Origin of the sequence: Actinomadura miaoliensis (genome assembly GCF_039536785.1) — a bacterium.
In the GTDB taxonomy this organism is placed as follows: domain Bacteria; phylum Actinomycetota; class Actinomycetes; order Streptosporangiales; family Streptosporangiaceae; genus Spirillospora; species Spirillospora miaoliensis.
The window spans coordinates 66,816-87,222 of sequence record NZ_BAAAZG010000039.1; the positions used below are offsets into that span (position 1 = coordinate 66,816).

A 20,407-nucleotide genomic window follows, 5' to 3' on the forward strand; every position below is an offset into this window, starting at 1 on the left:
TGTCCAGCGGATGATCAGCGTGTGAGGCGAGGGGGTGGCGTGTGCCGTGGGGGCGTCCGCGCAGGGGCGGGATGGGACGGGTCAGCGGTCGGGGGGACGGGCCAGGGGAAGGCGGAGGAGGAGGCGGGCACCCTGCTCGCTGTCGACCACGTGCAGGCTGCCGCCGTGCACGATGGCGATGTCGCGTGAGATCGGCAGGCCGAGGCCGGTGCCGCCGTGCTCGCGCCGCCGGGTCCCGCCGAGCCGCTGGAAGCGCAGGAACACCCGCTCGCGGTCCTCGGGGGCGATGCCGGGGCCGTCGTCGAGGACCTCCAGCTCGGCGGCCCGCGGCTCGGGGGCGCGGACCCGCACCCACACCCGGGAGCGGGCGTAGTGCTCGGCGTTGTCCAGCAGGTTGACCAGCAGCCGGCGCAGGTGGTCGGGGCTGCCCAGCACCACCACGCCCGGCTCCGCCGACAGCTCGATGGGCACCTCGCCGCGCCGCAGCGCCAGCTCCTCGCGGGCCAGCTCGCCCAGGTCCACCGGGCGCCGCTCGATCTGCACGCCCGCCTCCAGGCGGGCCATGAGCAGCAGGTCGGCGACGATGCGCTGCAGCCGGTCGGCGTCGTCCAGGGCGGCGCGCGCCACCACGGGCCACTGCTCGTCCTCGGGATGCTCCAGGGCGTCCTCCAGCTGTGCCCGCAGGCCGGTCAGCGGGCTGCGCAGCTCGTGCGAGACGTCGGCGGTGAACGCGCGCTGCCGCTCCACCGTCCGCTGCAGCCGCATCAGCGCCAGGTTGATCTCCTCGCCCAGCTGGGCGATCTCGTCGTGCCCGCCCGGCACCGACACCCGCCCGTACGGCTCGCCCCCGCTGATCGCGGCGAGCTCGGAGCTCATCGTCCGCATCGGCGCCAGCGCCCGCCGCACCGCGGTCCACACGAGCCAGGCCATCACCAGCATGGACAGCGGGACGCCCGCGCCCAGGGACGCCGCGAGCAGCCGCTGGACGGGGGTGTAGCTGTACTCGGGCGCCCCGGCGTAGACGGTGCGCCATCCGGCGCGCGCCCGCACCCGCGTGGCCGAGACGTAGATCTTGTTGCGGACCCCGCGGACGGTCAGGTGCTCGCTCACGATCTCCCCGGGGCGGGACGGACGGAGCTGGGAGATCGGCGGGTACCCGGCCAGCGGCGCGCTGGCGGCCAGCACCCGGTCCTGGTCGTCCACCGACTGCAGCAGGATGAACCCGTCCACCTGCGTCCGCAGCACGTCCTCGCCCCGGGGGTCGTGCAGGCGGACGATGGCGGCCAGGTCGTAGAGGGCCTCGCGCCCGCGCTGGCTCACCTGGTCCTGCAGGGTCCAGTGCAGGACCAGGTAGAAGCCGACCAGGCCGAGCGACAGCAGGCAGCCCATGATGACGGTCGCCGCGACCGTCACCCGCATCCGCAGCGACCACTCCGACGGGGGCGGGCAGCGCAGTCGGCGACGTGGCATGCGCGGCGCCCTCCCGTCCCCGACCGCCTACGACTGGATGCGTCGACGGGTTCCCGAGGGCCGGGGGGCCTGCCGAAACGGGAAAACCGAACGATCAGCAGGTCCGGTTATAACCGAGGGACAGCGGGGCGAAACCTGACCGCACGGCATCCTCTGCGCGGCCTGCGAATGCGCCGTGACCTGCGGGGACGTCGCCGGTGACCGGGACGGGCCGTGCCAACACCGCCCCGGTCACCGGACAGTCCCCGCCGCTGGAGCGCCCCGGACGGCGGGGACGACCTGCCCGGCCCACTCCGCCAGCACGGCGTCGGGAGCGACGAGCCGTTCCTCCGGCAGCGCCAGCCCCGGTGTCGGGACCGTCGCGCCCAGCTCGACGAGCAGGGGTCGAAGGTGGACCTCCACGGCCAGCGCGTGCTGCGGCGCGCCGACCACCAGCAGCGGCAGCGCCACCTTGCCGGCCAGCGCCCGGTGCGACAGCAGGTCGAGGAAGACCTTGAGCAGCCCGGTGTAGGTGCCCTTGTAGGTGGGGCTGGCGACCAGCAGCAGATCGGACGCGCGGACGCGGTCGAGCGCGTCGGTCACGGCCGGCGGCGCGGGATGGTCCAGCAGCGCGGGGCCGAGCGCCGACAGGTCGACGACGTCGGGGGCGTCGGGGAGCCCGGCCGCCTCGGCCACGGCGCGGGCGGCGGCGGCCGCCGCGGTCGCGGTCCGGGAGGCGGGACGGGGGTTGCCGACGATGACCGTGAAGCTCACGTCCGTCATCCTGGCGCCGATTTCCTACAAAGTCAATGGGTATTGCATGATTTGCGCCCCGGCGTTCCCCGTCCGGCATCTGAGCTGGGAGAACACGGGAGAAACGGATCGATGTCCGCGCGAACGATACCTCCCACCCCTGGGGTGCCGTCCGCGCGGACATCGCCTTCGGTGCCGCCAACCGGCGCCTCGCGCGCCGAGGAGGATCCGGCGAGGCCGGCCGGTTGCCGATCCACGAACCACTGTGCCCGATGTTCATGCACTCAGTGCTACATCGAGGTGACGATCACGTTTCCTCCCACGTTTGCGCGTACGTCCCCCCTCGATCGGGGATGCGGCACCATACTTGGACGCGATCGGGGAAGGCCGGAATGCAGGTGTCGAAAGGGGTCACGAGGTACGGCATGGAAGCGCACGCAACCGGCTCCCCGCCCGACGACGTACGCCCCCTGGAGCCCGCCGACCCCCGAGCGGTGGGCGGCTATCCGCTGCTCGGCCGGATCGGCGCGGGCGGCATGGGGACCGTCTACCTGGGCTGCGATCCGGACTCCAACCGGCGGGTAGCGGTCAAGACCATTCATCCCCATCTGTCCGCGCAGCCGTCCTACCGGCGCCGGTTCCGCGACGAGGCCGTCCTGGCCGGACGGGTCGCCTCGTTCTGCACCGCGCGGGTGCTGGCGCACGGCGAGGAGGAGGGCCGCCCGTACATCGTCAGCGAGTACGTCGGCGGCATGTCGCTGCAGCACCGCATCACCACCGGCGGCCCGCTGCCGCCCGACGACCTGCACGGCGTGGCCGTGGGCGTGGCGTCGGCGCTGGCCGCCATCCACTCGGCGGGCCTGGTGCACCGCGATCTCAAGCCCGCCAACGTGATGCTCACCCTGTCCGGCTGCCGGGTCATCGACTTCGGCATCGCCCGCGCGCAGGACTCCCCGTCCACGGTCACCACCGGCGGCACCGTGCTCGGCACGCCCGGCTGGATGGCGCCCGAGGTGCTGTCCGGCGGCGCCGCCACGCCGGCCGCCGACGTGTTCGCCTGGGGCTGCCTGATCGTTTACGCGGGGACGGGCCGGCTGCCGTTCGGCGAGGGCCAGCCGACCGAGGTCGCCCTGCGCGTGATGCGCGAGGAGCCCGACCTGTCGGAGCTGCCCCCGGCCCTGGAGCCGGTGGTGCGCGCCGCGCTGGCCAAGGACCCGGCCGTGCGGCCGCCGACCGCCGACCTGATGCTCACGCTCGTCCGCCAGCCCGGCACGCCCGTCTCCCCTGTCGCCGACAAACCGGGTCCGAGCAGGGCGTCCTCCCCCGTGCCGCCGCCGCGTCGCGCGGTGAACGGGGCGGCCGTGGCAGCGCCGCGGCCGCGTCCGGCCCAGGACGACGAGGGCCCCGACACCGAGGCGTTCGGCCTGATCCGGCATGTCGGCGCGCGGTCGACCGCCCGCGTCCGCGTCCTCGCCGGGGCGGGGGCCGCCGTCGCGGCGGTGCTGGTCGGCGGGCTGATCATGGGTTTGGGCGGCCAGGACCGCGACGTCACCCCCGCCCGCGCACCCGGCGCGCCGCTGACCGGCAGGCCCGCGCCCGCCGACCCGCCCGCGACCGGACGGCAGGTCGCGCGGACGCCCACGCAGCGCCCGCACAAAGCGCTCAGGACCGCCCGGCCGGCGAAACCGCCCCGAAAGATCGCCGAGCGCGACCAGGACACGCGCGTCACGGACACGGACGTCACGAACAGGAACGTCAAGGGCAAGGGCCTCAAGGCCAAGGGCACCGGCGCGGGCCGGGGTGCGGCCGAACGCGACCAGCGCCGCCCCTGACCAGCGGGAACGCCGGGAACGGCTTGGGGGAACGGAGGCGTGAAAGGCTCGGACGCCCGCGACTCGGGGGTCGCCTGGGAGTCGCGTGCGCGGACGCGGGCGCCTCGGGGCTCAGTTGCGCCAGATGAGGACGAGCGCGCAGTCGTCGTCCCGCGCGGCGGCCATCGTCTGCACCAGCTCTCTGGCCCCCTTGCGGAAGCCCTGCGGGACCAGGCGCTCGGCCTCGCCCAGCAGCCGGTCGATGCCCGCGTCGAGATCGCGGCCCGGCGACTCGACCAGGCCGTCGGTGTAGAGCAGCAGCGCGTCGCCGGGGCGCAGCGTGCCCTGCTCGGGCTCGCAGCGCAGGTCGGGAACGACGCCCAGCACCACGCCCTTGGCGGCGTTGACCTGCCAGGTGCCGGTGCCGGAGTCGAACTGGACGGCCGGGGGATGCCCGGCCGACTCCACGGTGTACTCGCCGGTGGACAGGTCGAGGACCAGGTGGACGGCCGTGACGAACCCCTCGTCCCAGCGCTGGCGGTGCAGGTAGTCGTTGCACGCGGGCAGGAACCGGTCCGGCTGGACCGATCCAAGAAGTCCCCCGAAGGCCCCGGACAGCATCAGCGCCCGTGTGCCCGCGTCGGTGCCCTTGCCCGACACGTCCACCAGCGCCACCTCCAGGGTGTCGCCCGTGCGGGCGGACACCACGAAGTCGCCGCCGAAGGACGAGCCGCCGGCCTGCAACATCACGACCTGCGCCTCCCAGCCGCCCGGAAGCTCGGGCAGCTCGCCCTGGCGGCGCAGCCGGTCGCGCAGCTCCAGCAGCATCGAGTCGCCGCGCAGCCCCTGCACGCCGAGCTGCTGGCGGGTGCGGGCCAGGGTGAGCGCCAGCACCGCCGTGATCAGCAGGGTGGCGATCGTGCCGGGACCGACCTCCGCCGGGTCGTCCACGGCGTTGTAGGCGGTCATGGCCACGACCACCGCGAGCAGCGCGACCAGGGTGCGCACCTTGAGCAGCAGCCCGCCGGCGACCACGGTCAGGACGAGGGCGGCGGGCGGTGCCCAGGCCCTTGACTCGGTGGCCGCGAGGCCGAGCCCGACCGCCAGCACGGCCAGGGCCGTGAACACGTAGCGTTCACGGACGGCCTTGCCCCGCCGCAGCCACCCGTAGATCCGCACGAGCAGCGGAATCCGCCGCAGGAAGGCGCGGACTCCCGGCGGAAGCAGGTGGACCAGACGTTGAAGCATCTCCGGCACTGTATCTGGCATCAGGCGGTGCCGACGGACATCCGCGCCATGGACGACCTGTTACAACGGTCCAGACTGGCACTTGACAGCCCCGACATGTCCACCTGTAACGCTCGGTGATCATCGGGCTCGGAGTCTTGCCGAGCGCCCCGCCGCATGGTGTCCAATGGTGTCCACCTCGAACCGCTTTGTGTGGGGGACGACCCCCACGCCCCCCGCGGCGCGGAAGAGACGGCTTCGCCGGCGGCTCCTCCGCGTCGCGCGACCCCCAGGAGGTGGACGTGGGCCAGCCCAGCATGCGGATCACGGTCGACGCGGCGATGCGGGCACGCGACGTGTCCCGGCCCGTGCCGGACGACGAGGACCCGCCCAACCCGCCGAACCAGGCATCGGCCCCGGGAGGCGCGGCCGACGCCGCGGACGCCTCCAAGCGGTCGCGAGCGTCGAAGAACGAACGCCGCCGCCTCGGTAAACGCGGCGGCGGCGTGCGCAGGCCCCAATGAGCGCCCTGGCCGTGCGGGGCGGCGATGCCGCCCCCGGGCCGGGTCAGCTCTCCACGGAGATCGGCGGCAGCTCGCCGGTGCGCTCGTAGTCGCTCATCATCCGGATCCGGCGGGTGTGCCTCTCCTCCTGCGAGTACGGCGTCTCCAGGAACAGGCGCACGAACCGGGTGGCCGTTTCCGGGTCGTGCTGGCGGGCGCCGATGCTGATCACGTTGGCGTCGTTGTGCTCGCGGGCGAGCCGGGCGGTGTCGTCGTTCCAGACCAGGGCCGCCCGCACGCCCTTGACCTTGTTGGCGGCCATCTGCTCGCCGTTGCCCGAGCCGCCGATGACGATGCCCAGCGTCCCCGGCTCCGCCGCGGTGCGCTCGGCGGCCCTCAGCACGAACGGCGGATAGTCGTCGACGGCGTCGTAGACGAACGCCCCGCAGTCGACGGGCTCGTGACCGTTGGCCGAAAGCCAGGCGACCAGGTGCTCCTTCAGCTCGAAGCCGGCGTGGTCGCATCCAAGAAACACGCGCATGGGCCCGATTCTCGCAGGCCCGCGCGGCACCGCGGACCCCGCCCCCGAGCAAGGTCGGCCGCCCCGGAGGGGACGGCGGCGGGCTAGCGGGCGGGCGCCAGGCGGAAGTCCGGGTCGACCTGGGCCTCCAGGTCTTCGCCCACGGCGCGGTTGGCCCAGCTGCGGGCGTTCTTGACGTGGAACTCGACGGCCTGGCGCTGGTACTTGTCCCAGTCCTTGTCCCGGGCGTCGACGGCGGCGAGCATGCGGGCGAGGGCCCGCTCGTTGCCGACCTCCAGCGGAACGCCGTGGCGGCCCTGCTCGAGCGCGCGCACGGCGGCGGACTGGCCGAGCCAGGTGAGCAGGTCGTCGCCGACGTGCTCGCGCAGGTAGGCGACGTCGTCGTCGCCCTGCACCTTGTTGCCGACGACCGCGATGGCGACGTCGTAGTCGCGGGCGTACTCGGTGTACTGGCGGTAGACGCCCACGCCCTTGCGGGTGGGCTCGGCGACCAGGAACATCAGGTCGAAGCGGGTGAACAGCCCGGAGGCGAAGGTGTCGGCGCCCGCGGTCATGTCGACGACCACGTACTCGCCGGGCCCGTCGACCAGGTGGTTGAGGTAGAGCTCGACCGCCCCGGTCTTGGAGTGGTAGCACGCCACGCCGAGATCGTCGTCGTTGAACGGCCCGGTGGCCAGCAATGTGACGCCGTCGACGTCCTCGCCCAGCGCGTGGATCGGGTCGTCGCCGCGCAGCCGCAGCAGCCGTGAGCCGGCGCCGGGCGGGGTCGTCTTGACCATCGCCGCCGCCGAGGAGATCCGCGGGTTGGCGCCCCGCAGGTACTCCTTGATCCGCGGCAGGTGGTCGCCCATCGCCGGGATCTTGGCCGCCCGGCCCTCGTCCAGGCCCAGCGCCACGCCCAGGTGCTGGTTGATGTCGGCGTCGACGGCCACCACGGGCAGTCCGCGGTCGGCCAGGAACCGCACGAACAGCGAGGACAGAGTGGTCTTGCCGCTGCCGCCCTTGCCGACGAAGGCTACCTTCACGAAAACCCCCGAATCGGAATGAAAACCGTTGCCACTTTCAGGTGACACCGAGTCTACGACGCGTCGCCGTGCGTCCAAGCGGAAAACGCCGAAATGGACCGCCGGCGCGCGGGCGGCGGTCCGTGGGGCGGACGTCCCGGGGGAGCGTCAGCGGGGAATGGCCGCGGGATCGAACCCGAACGGCAGTTCCAGGCGGTGGGCGGCCAGCAGGCCCGCGTCGGACAGCAGGTCCGGGGTGGGGCCGTCGGCGGCGATGATCCCGCCGGACAGGATCAGCGAACGCGGGCACAGCTCGGCCGCGTACGGAAGGTCGTGGGTGACCATCAGCACCGTCACGTCCAGCGACAGCAGGATCTCCGCCAGCTCGCGGCGGCTGGCCGGGTCGAGGTTGGACGACGGCTCGTCCAGCACCAGGATCTCCGGCTCCATCGCCAGGACGGTCGCCACCGCGACCCGGCGGCGCTGCCCGAACGACAGGTGCTGCGGCGGCCGGTCGGCGGCCTCGAGCATGCCGACGCGTTCCAGCGCGTCCCGGACGCGGCGGTCCAGCTCATCGCCGCGCAGGCCCATGTTGGCGGGGCCGAACGCCACGTCCTCGCGGACGGTCGGCATGAACAGCTGGTCGTCGGGGTCCTGGAAGACGATGCCGACCCGGCGGCGGATCTCCCGCAGCGCCCGTTTGTCCTTGGCGTCCACCTCCAGGCCCGCGACGCGCACCGACCCCAGGCCGCCGTGCAGGATCCCGTTGAGGTGCAGGACGAGCGTGGTCTTGCCCGCGCCGTTGGGGCCCAGCAGGGCCACGCGTTCGCCGCGCCGGATGGTGACGTCCACGCCGTAGAGGGCCTGCGTGCCGTCGGGGTAGGCGTACGCCAGGCCCCGTACCTCCAGGGAGGGGGGCGCCGCGTCGTCCTGCTCCGCGGCGGGATCCGTCGCCGTCCGCTCGTCCGAGGTGGTCATGGAACGCTCCGAGGTCATGGGGTGATCCAGGCGGCCGTGGCGATCAGGGCGGCGGCGACCGGCAGCGCGGCGGCGGCCGTCCACTGGACGGCGGTGGCGCCGACGTCCTGCGGCGCCGGCATGCGGCCGTCGTAGCCGCGGCTGACCATGGCCAGGTGGACGCGTTCCCCGCGCTCGTACGACCGCAGGAACAGCGCCCCCAGGGACCGCGCCAGCACGCCCGCGTCCCGCAGGTCGCGCGCCTCGAACCCGCGGGAGGCCCGCGCGATCCGCATCCGGCGCAGCTCCCCCGTGACCACGTCGGCGTACCGCAGCATGAAGGCCGCGATCTGGACGATCAGTTGCGGCATGCGCAGCCGCTCGACGCCGAGCAGCAGCAGGCGCGGCTCGGTGGTGGCGGCCAGCAGGATGGACGCGACCACCCCGAGGGTGCCCTTGGCGAGGATGTTCCAGGCGCCCCACAGCCCCGCCTCGCTCACCGAGAGCCCGAACCAGGAGATCCGCTCCCCGCTCGCCACGAACGGCATGAGCAGGGCGAACGCCACGAACGGCAGCTCGATCAGGGTCCGCCGCAGCACCAGCCCGTACGGCACCCGCGCCACCGCCGCGACCGCCGCCAGCAGCAGCGCGTACCCGGCGAACGCCCAGATCCGCTCGCGCGGCGTGGCGACCACGGCCAGCACGAAGACCAGCACCGCCACGAGCTTGCACTGCGGCGGCAGCCGGTGCACGGGCGAGGCCCCGGGCAGGTAGAGGCGGTGCGCGTGGCCGGCGCCCATCTAGGCGTCCGCGTCCGCGTGGGCCCGGCGGCGCCGCACCGCCCAGAACAGCCCGCCGGACACGACCAGCACGGCGCCCACGCCGATCACCCCGGCCAGCCCGCCCGACAGCCGGGCGTTGTCCACGCCCTTGACGCCGTAGTCGCCCAGCGGGGAGTCCTTGAGCGCGTGGTCCTTCTCCCCCGCGTCGAAGCCCTTGTCGGCGGCGACCTTCTCCAGGCCGTCGGGCCGGCTGCTGGCGTAGTAGCTGACGCCCCCGGCCAGCACGAGCGACACCAGCAGGGCGACGACGAAGAAACGCTTGGTGGTCATGATCTCCCCGCCTCTCAGGCTCCGGCGCCCGACGCGGCGCGCGTGCGCAGTTCCGGCCTGCGCAGCAGCCCGCGCGCCCCGTACACCAGGTCCGGACGGACCGCCAGCACGCTGGACACGGTCAGCGAGGTGATCAGCGCCTCGCCGATGCCGATGAGCACGTGCACGCCGACCATGGCGCCCGCGACCGTGCCGAGCGGCACCTCGGTGGTGCCGCCGAGCGCGTAGACCAGGGTGAACGCGGCGGCCGAGGCGGGCACCGAGACCAGCGCGGACCCGAACGCGGCGCCGGTCACCGCCGGACGGGTGGCGGGCAGCACCCGCAGCAGCAGCCGGAACGTGCCGTACCCGACGACGACCGTGACCAGCCCCATGATCGTGATGTTGACGCCGAGCGCGCTGAGCCCGCCGTCGGCGAACAGCAGCGCCTGCATCCCCAGCACCACCGCCATGCACAGCACCGCCGTGTAGGGGCCGACCAGTATCGCCGCCAGCGTCCCGCCGAGCAGATGCCCGCTGGTGCCCGAGGCGACCGGGAAGTTGAGCATCTGCGCGGCGAACACGAAGGCGGCCGTCAGCCCGGCCAGCGGCGCGGTGCGGTCGTCCAGCTCACGCCGGGCGCCGCGCAGCGCCACCGCCACCCCGCCGACGGCCACCACTCCCGCCGCCACGGACACCGGGGCGTTGATGAACCCGTCCGGTACGTGCATGTCACCACCTACCTGTACGAATCAGCAGGAACAGTGTGATGCACGTTCCTGGTAGCTGCAAGATGCTTGCAATTACCTGGGCGCCGCCGGTGAGTGACGGGTGACGGCGGCCGCGGCGTGTGCTCGGTCGAAGCGGCCTGTGCTCAGTCGAAGATCGGGTCCCGGGTCCGGGTGCGCTTCAACTCGAAGAAGCCGTCGACGGAGGCGGCGAGGCGCACCCCGTCCCACAGCCTGACGGCGTCCTCGCCGCGCGGAATCGGCGTGACGACCGGGCCGAAGAAGGCCGAGCCCTCGACCTCGATCACCGGTGTGCCGACCTCCTGGCCGACGCGGTCGATGCCGTCCTTGTGGGAGGCGCGCAGGGCCTCGTCGTACTCGGTGGACTCGGCGGCGGCCGCCAGGGCGGGGTCGAGGCCGGCCGCGGCCAGGGCCTCCTCCAGCATCTCCCGGTCGAACTTGCGCCGATCGTGGTGGCGGCGCGTGCCCAGCTCGGTGTAGAGACGGCCGAGGACCTCGCCGCCGTACTTCTGCTCGGCGGCGATGCACACGCGCACCGGGCCCCAGGCGTCCTTCAGCATCCGCCGGTAGTCGTCGGGGATGTCCTTGTCCTCGTTGAGCACGGACAGGCTCATCACGTGCCAGCGCGGCTCGATCGGGCGGTGCTTCGCCACCTCCAGCACCCAGCGGGACGTGATCCACGCCCACGGGCACAGCGGGTCGAACCAGAAGTCGACCGGGGTACGGGCGGATTCCGACAAGGCGGGCCTCCTCTGCCTGCGAGGTTCAGGGGTCATTCGGGCCAACCCGGCGGCCCGTGCGGCCATTCCCCGGCGAACCCGGGGAAACCGATGACCGTGCTGCGGGGACCCGGGACCCGGCCGGTTGGTAGACATGGACTAACCACATACAAAGACGTCCAAGGAGTGCACGTGGCAGGCAACCTCACGCGCGATGAGGCGCGGGAACGGGCCCGGCTGCTCAGCGTCGACTCGTACACGGTCGAGCTGGACCTCACCAGGGATGAGCAGCGGTTCGGGTCCACCACCGTCATATCGTTCGGGTGCGCCGAGCCGGGCGCCTCGACCTTCGTCGACCTGCACGGCGCCGTCGTGCGGGAGGCGACGCTCAACGGACGGTCTCTCGACCCCGCGACGTACGACGCCGACAAGGGCCGGCTGCCGCTGCCGTCGCTGGCCGAGCGCAACGAGCTGCGCGTGGTGGCCGACTGCGCCTACTCGCGCTCGGGCGAGGGCCTGCACCGGTTCGTCGACCCGGTCGACCAGAGCGTGTACCTGTACACGCAGTTCGAGACGGCCGACGCGCACCGCATGTACACCTGCTTCGACCAGCCGGACCTGAAGGCGACCTTCGAGCTGACGGTGATCGCTCCGGAGGGCTGGCAGGTCGTCACCAACGAGGCCCCCGACGGCCAGGAGGGCGGGCGCTGGCACTTCCCGCCGACGCCGCGCGTGTCGACCTACATCACCGCGCTGGTGGCGGGGCCGTACCACGTGGTGCGCGACGAGTACCGGCGCGAGGACGGCAGCGTGATCCCGCTGGGGGTGTTCTGCCGGGCGTCGCTGGCCGAGCACCTGGACGCGGACGCGATCATCGACGTCACCCGGCAGGGCTTCGCCTTCTTCGAGAAGGTGTTCGACCGGCGGTACCCGTTCGCCAAGTACGACCAGCTGTTCGTGCCCGAGTTCAACGCCGGCGCCATGGAGAACGCGGGCTGCGTGACCTTCCTGGAGGACTACGTCTTCCGGTCGCGGGTGACCGACGCGGCCTACGAGCGGCGCGCCGAGACGATCCTGCACGAGATGGCCCACATGTGGTTCGGCGACCTGGTCACCATGCGCTGGTGGGACGACCTGTGGCTGAACGAGTCGTTCGCCACGTACATGAGCGTCCTGTGCCAGGCCGAGGCCACCAAGTGGACGGGGTCCTGGACGACGTTCGCCAACCTGATGAAGGCGTGGGCGTACCGGCAGGACCAGCTCCCGTCCACCCACCCGATCTCCGCCGACATCCCCGACATCCGCGCGGTGGAGGTCAACTTCGACGGGATCACCTACGCCAAGGGCGCCAGCGTCCTCAAGCAGCTCGTGGCGTACGTGGGGCGCGACAACTTCCTGGAGGGCGTGCGGCGCTACTTCCAGCGGCACGCGTGGGGCAACACCGTCCTGGGCGACCTGCTGGACGCCCTGGAGGAGACCTCGGGCCGCGACCTGAAGTCGTGGTCGAAGGAGTGGCTGGAGACGGCGGGGGTCAACACGCTGCGTCCGGTCTACGAGGTGGACGGCGAGGGGAACTTCACCGCGTTCAGCGTCCGGCAGGAGGCCAAGGCCGAGTACCCGACCCTGCGGTCGCACCGCGTGGCGATCGGTCTCTACGACCGCACGCCCGACGGGATCGTCCGGCGCAGGCGGGTGGAGCTGGACGTGGTCGGCGACCGCACCGACGTGCCGGAGCTGGTCGGCGAGCGGCGGCCCGATCTGGTGCTGGTCAACGACGACGACCTCACCTACGCCAAGATCCGGCTGGACGAGACCTCGCAGCGCACGCTGATCGAGGCCATCGGGGAGATCAGGGACGGCCTGCCGCGGGCGCTGTGCTGGTCGGCGGCCTGGGACATGACCCGGGACGCCGAGATGGCCACCCGCGACTACGTCCGGCTCGTCCTGTCGGGGATCCGCGGCGTGACGGACATCTCGGTGACGCAGACGCTGCTGCGGCAGGCGCGCACGGCGCTGCAGCAGTACGCCGACCCGGCGTGGCGGCCGGAGGGGCGGCGGCTGATGGCCGACGCGCTGTACGACCTGGCCCGCGAGGCCGAGGCGGGCTCGGACTTCCAGCTCGCCTACATCCAGGCGTTCAGCGGCGTCGCCGAGACCGACGAGCACCTGGCGTTCGTCACCGGCCTGCTGGACGGCTCGCAGTCGCTGGAGGGCCTGACGGTCGACACCGACCTGCGCTGGGGGCTGCTGCGCCGCCTGGTGGTCACGGGCCGGGCGGGCGAGGCCGAGATCGACGCCGAGCTGAAGCGGGACCCGACCGCGGCGGGCGAGCGGAACGCCGCCGCCTGCCGGGCCGCGCTGCCGACCGCCGAGGCCAAGGCCGCCGCCTGGGAGCGGATCACCTCCGGGAAGCTGCCGAACGCGGTGTACCGCGCCACGCTGGGCGGTTTCGTCGAGCCGGACCAGGCCGAGCTGCTGCGCCCGTACGCGGACCGGTACTTCGCCGAGGTCGGCCGGATCTGGCAGGAGTGGAGCAGCGACATGGCGCAGACGTTCGCCGAGGTCGCCTACCCGTTCCTGATCATCGAGCAGGCGACGATCGACCGCACCGAGTCCTACATCGCCGAGCACCGGCCGCCCGCGGCGCTGGTGCGGCTGCTGTCGGAGGGCCGCGACGGCGTGGCCCGGGCCCTGCGCGCCCAGGCCAGGGACGCCGCCGCCTCCTGATCCCCAGGTGGACGCGGGCGTGGTCACGGCGGTGGTCACGCCCGCGTCCGCGTCGCGGCCCTGACCGGGGCCACGGCGGCGGCGACGCGCGGGTCGGCGGGCAGGTCGTCGAGCGGGACGGGACGGCCGTCGGCGCCGGCGAGGGGGACGCGCCAGTTGGGGTACTCGTCGCTGGTGCCGGGCTGGTTCTGGGTGCGGCGCTCGCCCACCGCGTCGGCGAGGGACACGCCGATGAGACGGGCCGGGGTGCGGGCCAGCAGGGCGTGCAGGGCGGCCGCCGCGGCCTCGTCGTGGTCGTGCGCGCCCCGGGCCACGGCGCGCAGCAGGGCGTCGGGCGGGTCGGCCAGCAGGCCCTCGGCGTGCAGGAGGGCCAGCCAGCCGGCCAGCAGCCGCCGGTGGTCGGCGGCCTCGTCGGCGGCGGGGCGGGTGAGCAGCCCGAGGCGGTCGCGCAGGGCGACGTGGTCGCCATGCAGGAACCCGGTGATCGGCGGCATGTCGTGGGTGCCGACGGTGGCCAGCGACAGTTCCCGCCACTGCCCGGGGGGTTTGGGCCTGCCGGCGCGGTCGCGTTCGAACCACAGCAGGGACGTGCCCAGGACGCCGCGTTCGGCGAGGTCCTCGCGTACCTGGGGTTCGACGGTGCCCAGGTCCTCGCCGACGATGACGGCGTCGGCGCGGGCGGCCTCCCAGGTGAGGCAGGACAGCAGCGCGTTGCGGTCGTAGCCGACGTACGTGCCGTCCGCGGGTGAGCCGCCTTCGGGCACCCACCACAGGCGCGACACCTGCATGGCGTGGTCGATGCGCAGCCCTCCCCCGCGCCGCAGGGAGGCCGCCAGCATGTCCCTGTAGGGGGCGTACTCGGCCTGGGCGAGGCGCTGGGGGTGCCATGGGGGCTGGCCCCAGTCCTGGCCGCGCTGGTTGAACTCGTCGGGGGGCGCCCCCACGCTCATGCCCTCCGCGAAGGCGTCCCGGTACACCCAGGCGTCGGCGCTGGAGTGGGTCACGCCCACCGCCAGGTCATGCATGATGCCGATGGGCATCCCTGAGGCGGTTGCGGTTCGCTGGACGGCGGTGAGCTGTTCGTCGAGCTGCCATTGGAGCCATGCGTGGAAGTCGACGCAGGGTGCCAGGCGTTCGGCTTCGCGTGCCACGGCGGGGCTGTCGGCGTCCCGCAGGACGGACGGCCAGCGGCGCCAGTCGTTGCCGTGCTCCTCGGCCAGGGCGCACCAGGTGGCGAACGCGGTCAGCGCCGTGCCCTCACGTTGGCGGAACGACTCGTAGGCCTGCTGCCTGGACGGGGTGCGAGGGACGCGGTACAGGGTTTCCAGGGCTTGGCGTTTGGCCGTCCAGACCGCGTCGCGGTCGATGAGGCGTTCGTCTTGGCGCAGGGGGGCGGCCAGGGCGGCGATGCGCTCCCGGTCGTCCGCGGACAGGTCCCGGTACTCGGGCACGTCCTCCACGCGCAGGTAGAGGGGGCTGGCGAAACGGCGGCTCATCGGCGAATAGGGGGATGGGTTGATCGGCGGCGTGGGTTCGGTCGCGTGCAGGGGGTTGACCAGGACGAAGCCCGCGTCCAGCTCCCGGCCGCTCCAGGCCGCCAGTTGCGCCAGGTCGTGCAGGTCGCCCATCCCCCAGGACGCCCGGGACCGTACGGAGTAGAGCTGGGCGGTGAACCCCCACACCCGTTCGGGGGTCCGCAGCCGGTCTGGGGCGACGAGCAACGCGGCGTCCTGCTCCTGCGAACCCCTGCGTGCGCGCACACGATGCCACCCCAGCGGCGTTTCAGACGGCAGTGTGTAGGCGAGGTGGCCTTCGGCCGTTGGGGACGCGGGGGGCGGCGTCAGGGTCGTGCCGTCGGCCAGTTCCACCGACACCTCGGTCTGCGAGGGCACGCGGATCTGGTCGGCGCCGGGTACGCGACGGCACGCCACGACGGGAGGAAGCAGCCGTTGACGCCGCTGTTCCTCCAGCCGTGCCAGCTCATCGCGTACCGCGCCGGGGGTGGAGGCGTCCACGCCCAAGGCGGCCAGCACCGCCACCAGGGTCTCCTTGGGAACGGGGGTTTCCCGTTCTCGCCAGTCCTTGTAGCTGCTGGCGACGCAGTGGGCCTGGGCCAGCCTGTGCAGTTGCTCGTCGACCGCGCGCTCGTTCACCTGCTCGTTCACCACAGGGGGGAACATGCCCCCTGGGCCGGGACGCAGTCAGGCCTTCCAGATGGGCGGCTTGCGGTCGATCCAGGGGCGGGCCTCCTCCAGCTGCGCCGACAGTGAGATGAGGGTGCCCTCGCCGCCCAGGCGCCCGGCGAGCATCACCCCGATGGGCAGGCCGTCGGCGTTCCAGTGCAGCGGCACGTTGACGGCGGGCTGCCCCGACACGTTGTACACGGCACAGAACGGGGTGAACGCCTTCTGCCGCGCGAAGTTCTCCTCGGGCTCCTGGTCGTGGAAGTAACCCAGGGGACGGGGCGGCTGGGCCAGGGTCGGGTGCAGGATCGCGTCGAACTCGTTCATCACGGGGAACGCCCGGCGCAGCGCCGACTGCAGCATGGCGTGCGCGTGGAACAGCTGGGGCGCGCCGGTGGCGTTGCCGCGTTCGCGCAGCCAGCGGGTCAGCGGCTGCAGCAGGTGCTCCTTGTCGGGCTCGACGGGCGTGAGGGTGGCCATGACGCCCCACAGCGTCTCGAAGATCGGCACCAGGTCGGCGCCGAGCACCCGGGGCAGCTCGACCACCTCGTGCCCCAGCTCCTCCAGCAGCGCCGACGCCTCCTCGTAGGCGGCCAGGCAGTCGGGGTGCACCTCGGTGCCGGGGACGGCCGGCTCGGCGCTGCGCGCGATGCGCAGCCGGCCCGGCGGGCGGCCGGCGTAGCCGAGGAAGGTCTCCCCCGCCGGCAGCGGCGGCGCCATGTACAGGTCGCCGGGCATGTGCCGGGCCATCGCGTCCAGCAGCGCGGCCGCGTCGCGGACGCTCCGGGCGATCGGCCCGTTGGTCGACAGCCCGAACAGGTCGGGGACGACCGGGCCCTGGGAGACGCGGCCCCGGGTCGGCTTGATGCCGAACAGGCCGCACACGCTGCTGGGGATGCGGATCGAGCCGCCGCCGTCGCTGCCCTGCGCGGCGGGGGCGAGGCCGGCGGCGACCGCCGCGGCGGCGCCGCCGCTGGAGCCGCCCGCGGACCGTTCCAGGTCCCACGGGGTGCGAGCGGGGGGCGCGACGGCACTTTCCGTATAGCAGGGCAGGCCGAATTCGGGTGTTGTGGTCTTGCCGAGAAGGACACATCCGGCCTGCCTCAGGAGTGTCACGACACTGTCGTCGGCAAACCCCACCAGATCGGAAAAAACCTGCGATCCCAGGGTGACCCGGACATCCTTCACCATGTTCAGGTCCTTGATCGGGATCGGCACCCCGTGCAGCGGCGGCAGCTCCTCGGGGCCCGCGGCCTCCAGCACCTGCTTCTCGGCCGCCCGCGCCTGCTCGCGCACGTACTCGGCGTCCACCGTCACATAGGCGCCCACCTGGGCGTTCAGCCGCTCGATACGGTCCAGATAGTGGTCGGCCAGCTCCAGCGGGGACAGCTCGCGGGTCCGGATCGCCGCCGCCTGGCGCAGCACGGTGAGGTCGTGGGGAAGTGTCACACCGTCGAACGGTAGACGGCGTGGCCGCCGGCATCAAAGATGACAAGGACGGCACGCCGCGAAGAGGGGGTGAAAGTTGTCCTACCCGAGTGACGCACCGGCGAATCGCCCTGAAGCGGCGACAAAAGTATTAACCCGGCATGACTAGTCGCGGAACGGCGACAATGATTACTCTGCGCACGGAGGATCATGCTTCCGACGCGAAGGGAATACGGAGCGTCACCTATGGCGATCATGGAGCGGGGCGACGACGGCCAGGAGGCGCGCGGCCGGCCCTCCCCGGAGCCCGACAAGAAGCCGGGCCGGCTGCCGCCGAGGCCCGAGACCTACGGTGAGCTGCTGAACGACCCCACGATCCGACGCTGGGCGGTGCGCGCGGGCGTGGCGGTCGTGGTGGGCATCGTCTTCGCGGTGGTGTTCGACCTGCGCATCGGGCTCACCGCCGCGATCCTGGCGGTCATCGCCGACGTCGTCCGCCGGGCCCGCACCTCGTCCAGCGTGGCGGCCTGGCAGAAGTCGTCGGCGGCCGAGCGCCGCACCGAGCGGCAGCTGCGCGCCCTGGAGAAGAAGGGCTACCTGGTGCTGCACGCCCGGGCGGTGCCGCGCGACACCGACGGCGTCAGCGACGGCCGCATCGACCACCTGGTCATCGGCCCGAGCGGCGTCTACGCCATCGACTCGGAGAAGTGGGACAAGCGGCTGCCCGTGCGGACCATGTCGCACCTCAAGCTGTTCCACGGCCCCTTCAACAAGAAGGACCGCCTGGACGAGGCGCGCTGGGAGGCCGAGCAGGCCAGCCGGATGCTGTCCGAACGGGTGGGCTTCGAGGTGCCCGTGCAGCCCTCGGTGGCCATCTACGGGCCGTCGATCCCGTGGAAGGTCATGCGGGTGCGCGACGTCGACGTCTACGCGGGCAACCAGGCGCGCGGCTACCTGCGCCGCCGCCCCAAGATCCTCACCGAGACCGACGTGCGGCGCATCTACAAGGTCGCCAGCGAGACGCTGCCGCCGATCTACCGCGAAGAGGAGGACGAGCGGCAGGAGACGGCCTGACCGGACACGTCCGGCCGGACGGCTCGGCCGCGGGCCCGCCGCCGGGCTCCGGCTCCGAGGGCGCCCCGATTCCAGGGGCGCCCTCGCCGTGTTCTCGTCCGGCCTTCTCGGCGCCCCGGGGCAGCCCCGCACACCAGCGGCGTTGATAGCATCGAGAGGCCGACCCCCCAGGGGACCTCTGCCGGGCCGGCGGGCCGCCTCCCCGAAGGGACGGGAGGCACGGACCCCCAGGCAGGGCGCGATCCGCCGCTGCGACGTAAGATCACCACCACAGAACGTCAGCACGCCGAGGAGCATCATGCCCCCGCTCAGGTCACGAACGGTCACCCACGGACGCAACATGGCGGGCGCCCGCGCGCTCCTGCGCGCCACCGGCGTGGCCAGGGAGGACTTCGGCAAGCCGATCGTCGCGGTGGCCAACAGCTTCACCCAGTTCGTGCCCGGCCACGTCCATCTGCGCGAGGTCGGCGACATCGTCGCCGGCGCCGTCCGCGAGGCCGGGGGCGTGCCGCGCGAGTTCAACACGATCGCGGTGGACGACGGCATCGCCATGGGCCACGGCGGCATGCTGTACTCGCTGCCGTCCCGCGAGCTGATCGCCGACGCGGTCGAGTACATGGTCAACGCGCACTGCGCCGACGCGCTGATCTGCGTCTCCAACTGCGACAAGATCACCCCGGGGATGCTGATCGCGGCGATGCGGCTGAACATCCCCACCGTGTTCGTCTCCGGCGGGCCGATGGAGGCGGGCAAGCCGGTCGAGGGCGTCATGGGCGGCCACAAGCTCGACCTGATCGACCCGATGATCGCCTCCGCCGACTCCTCGGTCTCCGACGACGCGCTGGCCCGCATGGAGGAGAGTGCCTGCCCGACCTGCGGGTCGTGCTCGGGCATGTTCACCGCCAACTCCATGAACTGCCTCACCGAGGCGATCGGCCTGGCCCTGCCCGGCAACGGCACCGTCCTGGCCACCCACACCGAGCGCCGCCGCCTGTACGAGGACGCCGGGCGCACCGTCGTGGAGATCGCCCGCCGCTACTACGACGGCGACGACGACTCCGTCCTGCCCCGCAACATCGCCACGCGCGACGCGTTCGAGAACGCCATGGCCCTCGACATCGCCATGGGCGGGTCGACCAACACGATCCTGCACCTGCTGGCCGCCGCCCGCGAGGGGCGGGTCGACTTCGGCCTCAAGGAGATCGACGAGCTGTCGCGCCGGGTGCCGTGCCTGTGCAAGCTGGCCCCCGCGACCGCCAGGTACCACGTCGAGGACTGCCACCGCGCGGGCGGCATCCCCGCGCTGCTGGGCGAGCTCGACCGCGCCGGGCTGCTCAACCGCACCGTCCACAGCGTCCACTCGGCGTCGCTGACCGAGTTCCTGGCCCAGTGGGACATCCGCTCCCCCGACGTGCTGCCCGAGGCCGTGGAGATGTACCACGCCGCGCCCGGCGGCGAGCGCACCACCCGGGCCTCCGGCCAGAGCGCGCGCTGGGAGTCCCTCGACCTGGACCGCGCCGAGGGCTGCATCCGCGACGCCGAGCACCCCTACACCACCGACGGCGGCCTGGCCGTCCTGTACGGCAACATCGCCCCCGACGGCGCGATCGTGAAGACCGCCGGGGTCGAGGAGGAGCTGTGGACCTTCTCCGGCCCGGCCGTGGTGTTCGAGAGCCAGGAGGACGCCGTCGAGGGCATCCTCGGCGACAAGGTCAAGCCCGGGGACGTGGTCGTCATCCGCTACGAGGGCCCCAAGGGCGGCCCCGGCATGCAGGAGATGCTCTACCCGACCAGCTTCCTCAAGGGGCGCGGCCTGGGCAAGGCGTGCGCGCTGATCACCGACGGCCGGTTCTCCGGCGGCACCAGCGGCCTGTCCATCGGCCACGCCTCCCCCGAGGCCGCCGCGGGCGGCGACATCGCGCTGATCGAGGACGGCGACCGCGTCGTCATCGACATCCCGCGCCGCACGCTGGAGCTGGACGTCCCCGCCGAGGTGCTGGCCGCCCGCCGCGAGAAGCTGCTGGCCGACCTCGGCGGCTTCCGGCCCCGCGACCGCCGGCGCCCGGTCAGCGCCGCCCTCCAGGCGTACGCCGCCATGACCACCTCCGCCTCCACCGGCGCCGCCCGCGACATCACCCAGCTGGGCGGCAACTGACCGCTTCACCGCGCGGCGGCCACGGGGCCCGGCCCC

17 protein-coding genes are annotated in these 20,407 nt (G+C 73.0%); 5 read left to right on the top strand and 12 right to left on the bottom strand.

The genetic code is table 11. The features are described 5' to 3' along the window. Positions 1–81: 81 nt before the first annotated feature. Entirely contained in the window at positions 82–1,470 is a 1,389-nt protein-coding gene (locus ABD811_RS25800) for a sensor histidine kinase (RefSeq protein ID WP_344952625.1), read from the bottom strand. A 231-nt stretch (positions 1,471–1,701) separates the two neighbouring features. Then, the gene (locus ABD811_RS25805; RefSeq protein WP_344952627.1) at positions 1,702–2,232 is read right to left on the bottom strand and encodes an NADPH-dependent FMN reductase; all 531 of its coding nucleotides are present in this window, start codon (positions 2,230–2,232) and stop codon (positions 1,702–1,704) included. 395 nt (positions 2,233–2,627) lie between these two features. Here ABD811_RS25805 and ABD811_RS25810 point away from each other — a divergent pair, with 395 nt between their 5' ends. Next, positions 2,628–4,034, top strand: coding sequence for a protein kinase domain-containing protein (locus ABD811_RS25810; protein ID WP_344952629.1), 1,407 nt, complete (start codon positions 2,628–2,630; stop codon positions 4,032–4,034). Between the two features lie 111 nt (positions 4,035–4,145). Here the strand turns inward: ABD811_RS25810 and ABD811_RS25815 are convergent, their stop codons facing one another. Then, positions 4,146–5,261, bottom strand: a complete 1,116-nt coding sequence (locus ABD811_RS25815; protein WP_344952631.1) for a PP2C family protein-serine/threonine phosphatase — start codon at positions 5,259–5,261, stop codon at positions 4,146–4,148. Between the two features lie 281 nt (positions 5,262–5,542). Between ABD811_RS25815 and ABD811_RS25820 the strand changes: the two genes are divergently transcribed. Continuing rightward, a complete protein-coding gene (locus ABD811_RS25820) occupies positions 5,543–5,764 on the top strand; it encodes a hypothetical protein (RefSeq protein WP_344952633.1) in 222 nt (73 codons plus the stop codon). 43 nt (positions 5,765–5,807) lie between these two features. On the opposite strand, the gene ABD811_RS25825 is transcribed toward ABD811_RS25820, so the two are convergent. From ABD811_RS25825 to ABD811_RS25855, 7 genes are all read right to left on the bottom strand, one after another. After that, on the bottom strand, positions 5,808–6,284 hold the full coding sequence (locus tag ABD811_RS25825; protein WP_344952634.1) for a ribose-5-phosphate isomerase: 477 nt from the start codon (positions 6,282–6,284) through the stop codon (positions 5,808–5,810). An 83-nt stretch (positions 6,285–6,367) separates the two neighbouring features. Continuing rightward, positions 6,368–7,309: an ATP-binding protein gene (locus ABD811_RS25830; protein WP_344952636.1), complete on the bottom strand. Its 942-nt coding sequence runs from the start codon at positions 7,307–7,309 to the stop codon at positions 6,368–6,370. A 147-nt stretch (positions 7,310–7,456) separates the two neighbouring features. Then, complete coding sequence (locus tag ABD811_RS25835; protein WP_344952638.1) at positions 7,457–8,266, bottom strand: energy-coupling factor ABC transporter ATP-binding protein; 810 nt, start codon at positions 8,264–8,266, stop codon at positions 7,457–7,459. A 14-nt stretch (positions 8,267–8,280) separates the two neighbouring features. Then, entirely contained in the window at positions 8,281–9,045 is a 765-nt protein-coding gene (gene cbiQ / locus ABD811_RS25840) for a cobalt ECF transporter T component CbiQ (RefSeq protein ID WP_344952640.1), read from the bottom strand. Next, complete coding sequence (locus ABD811_RS25845) at positions 9,046–9,357, bottom strand: PDGLE domain-containing protein (protein ID WP_344952642.1); 312 nt, start codon at positions 9,355–9,357, stop codon at positions 9,046–9,048. Between the two features lie 14 nt (positions 9,358–9,371). Continuing rightward, positions 9,372–10,067 carry an energy-coupling factor ABC transporter permease gene (locus ABD811_RS25850; protein ID WP_344952644.1) on the bottom strand — a complete coding sequence of 232 codons (696 nt, stop codon included), beginning with the start codon at positions 10,065–10,067 and terminating at the stop codon, positions 9,372–9,374. Positions 10,068–10,210: 143 nt separating this feature from the next. Next, positions 10,211–10,825, bottom strand: coding sequence for a mycothiol-dependent nitroreductase Rv2466c family protein (locus ABD811_RS25855; RefSeq protein ID WP_344952646.1), 615 nt, complete (start codon positions 10,823–10,825; stop codon positions 10,211–10,213). Between the two features lie 171 nt (positions 10,826–10,996). Here ABD811_RS25855 and pepN point away from each other — a divergent pair, with 171 nt between their 5' ends. Further along, positions 10,997–13,531 carry an aminopeptidase N gene (gene pepN, locus ABD811_RS25860; RefSeq protein ID WP_344952648.1) on the top strand — a complete coding sequence of 845 codons (2,535 nt, stop codon included), beginning with the start codon at positions 10,997–10,999 and terminating at the stop codon, positions 13,529–13,531. Between the two features lie 35 nt (positions 13,532–13,566). On the opposite strand, the gene malQ is transcribed toward pepN, so the two are convergent. Beyond that, positions 13,567–15,711, bottom strand: a complete 2,145-nt coding sequence (gene malQ / locus ABD811_RS25865; protein ID WP_344952650.1) for a 4-alpha-glucanotransferase — start codon at positions 15,709–15,711, stop codon at positions 13,567–13,569. A gap of 21 nt (positions 15,712–15,732) precedes the next feature. Next, complete coding sequence (locus tag ABD811_RS25870; RefSeq protein WP_344952651.1) at positions 15,733–17,163, bottom strand: amidase; 1,431 nt, start codon at positions 17,161–17,163, stop codon at positions 15,733–15,735. A gap of 225 nt (positions 17,164–17,388) precedes the next feature. On the opposite strand from ABD811_RS25870, the gene ABD811_RS25875 reads away from it, so the two are divergent. Further along, a complete protein-coding gene (locus ABD811_RS25875; RefSeq protein WP_344952653.1) occupies positions 17,389–18,216 on the top strand; it encodes a nuclease-related domain-containing protein in 828 nt (275 codons plus the stop codon). A gap of 298 nt (positions 18,217–18,514) precedes the next feature. Further along, complete coding sequence (ilvD, locus tag ABD811_RS25880) at positions 18,515–20,371, top strand: dihydroxy-acid dehydratase (protein ID WP_344952655.1); 1,857 nt, start codon at positions 18,515–18,517, stop codon at positions 20,369–20,371. Positions 20,372–20,407: the final 36 nt, after the last annotated feature.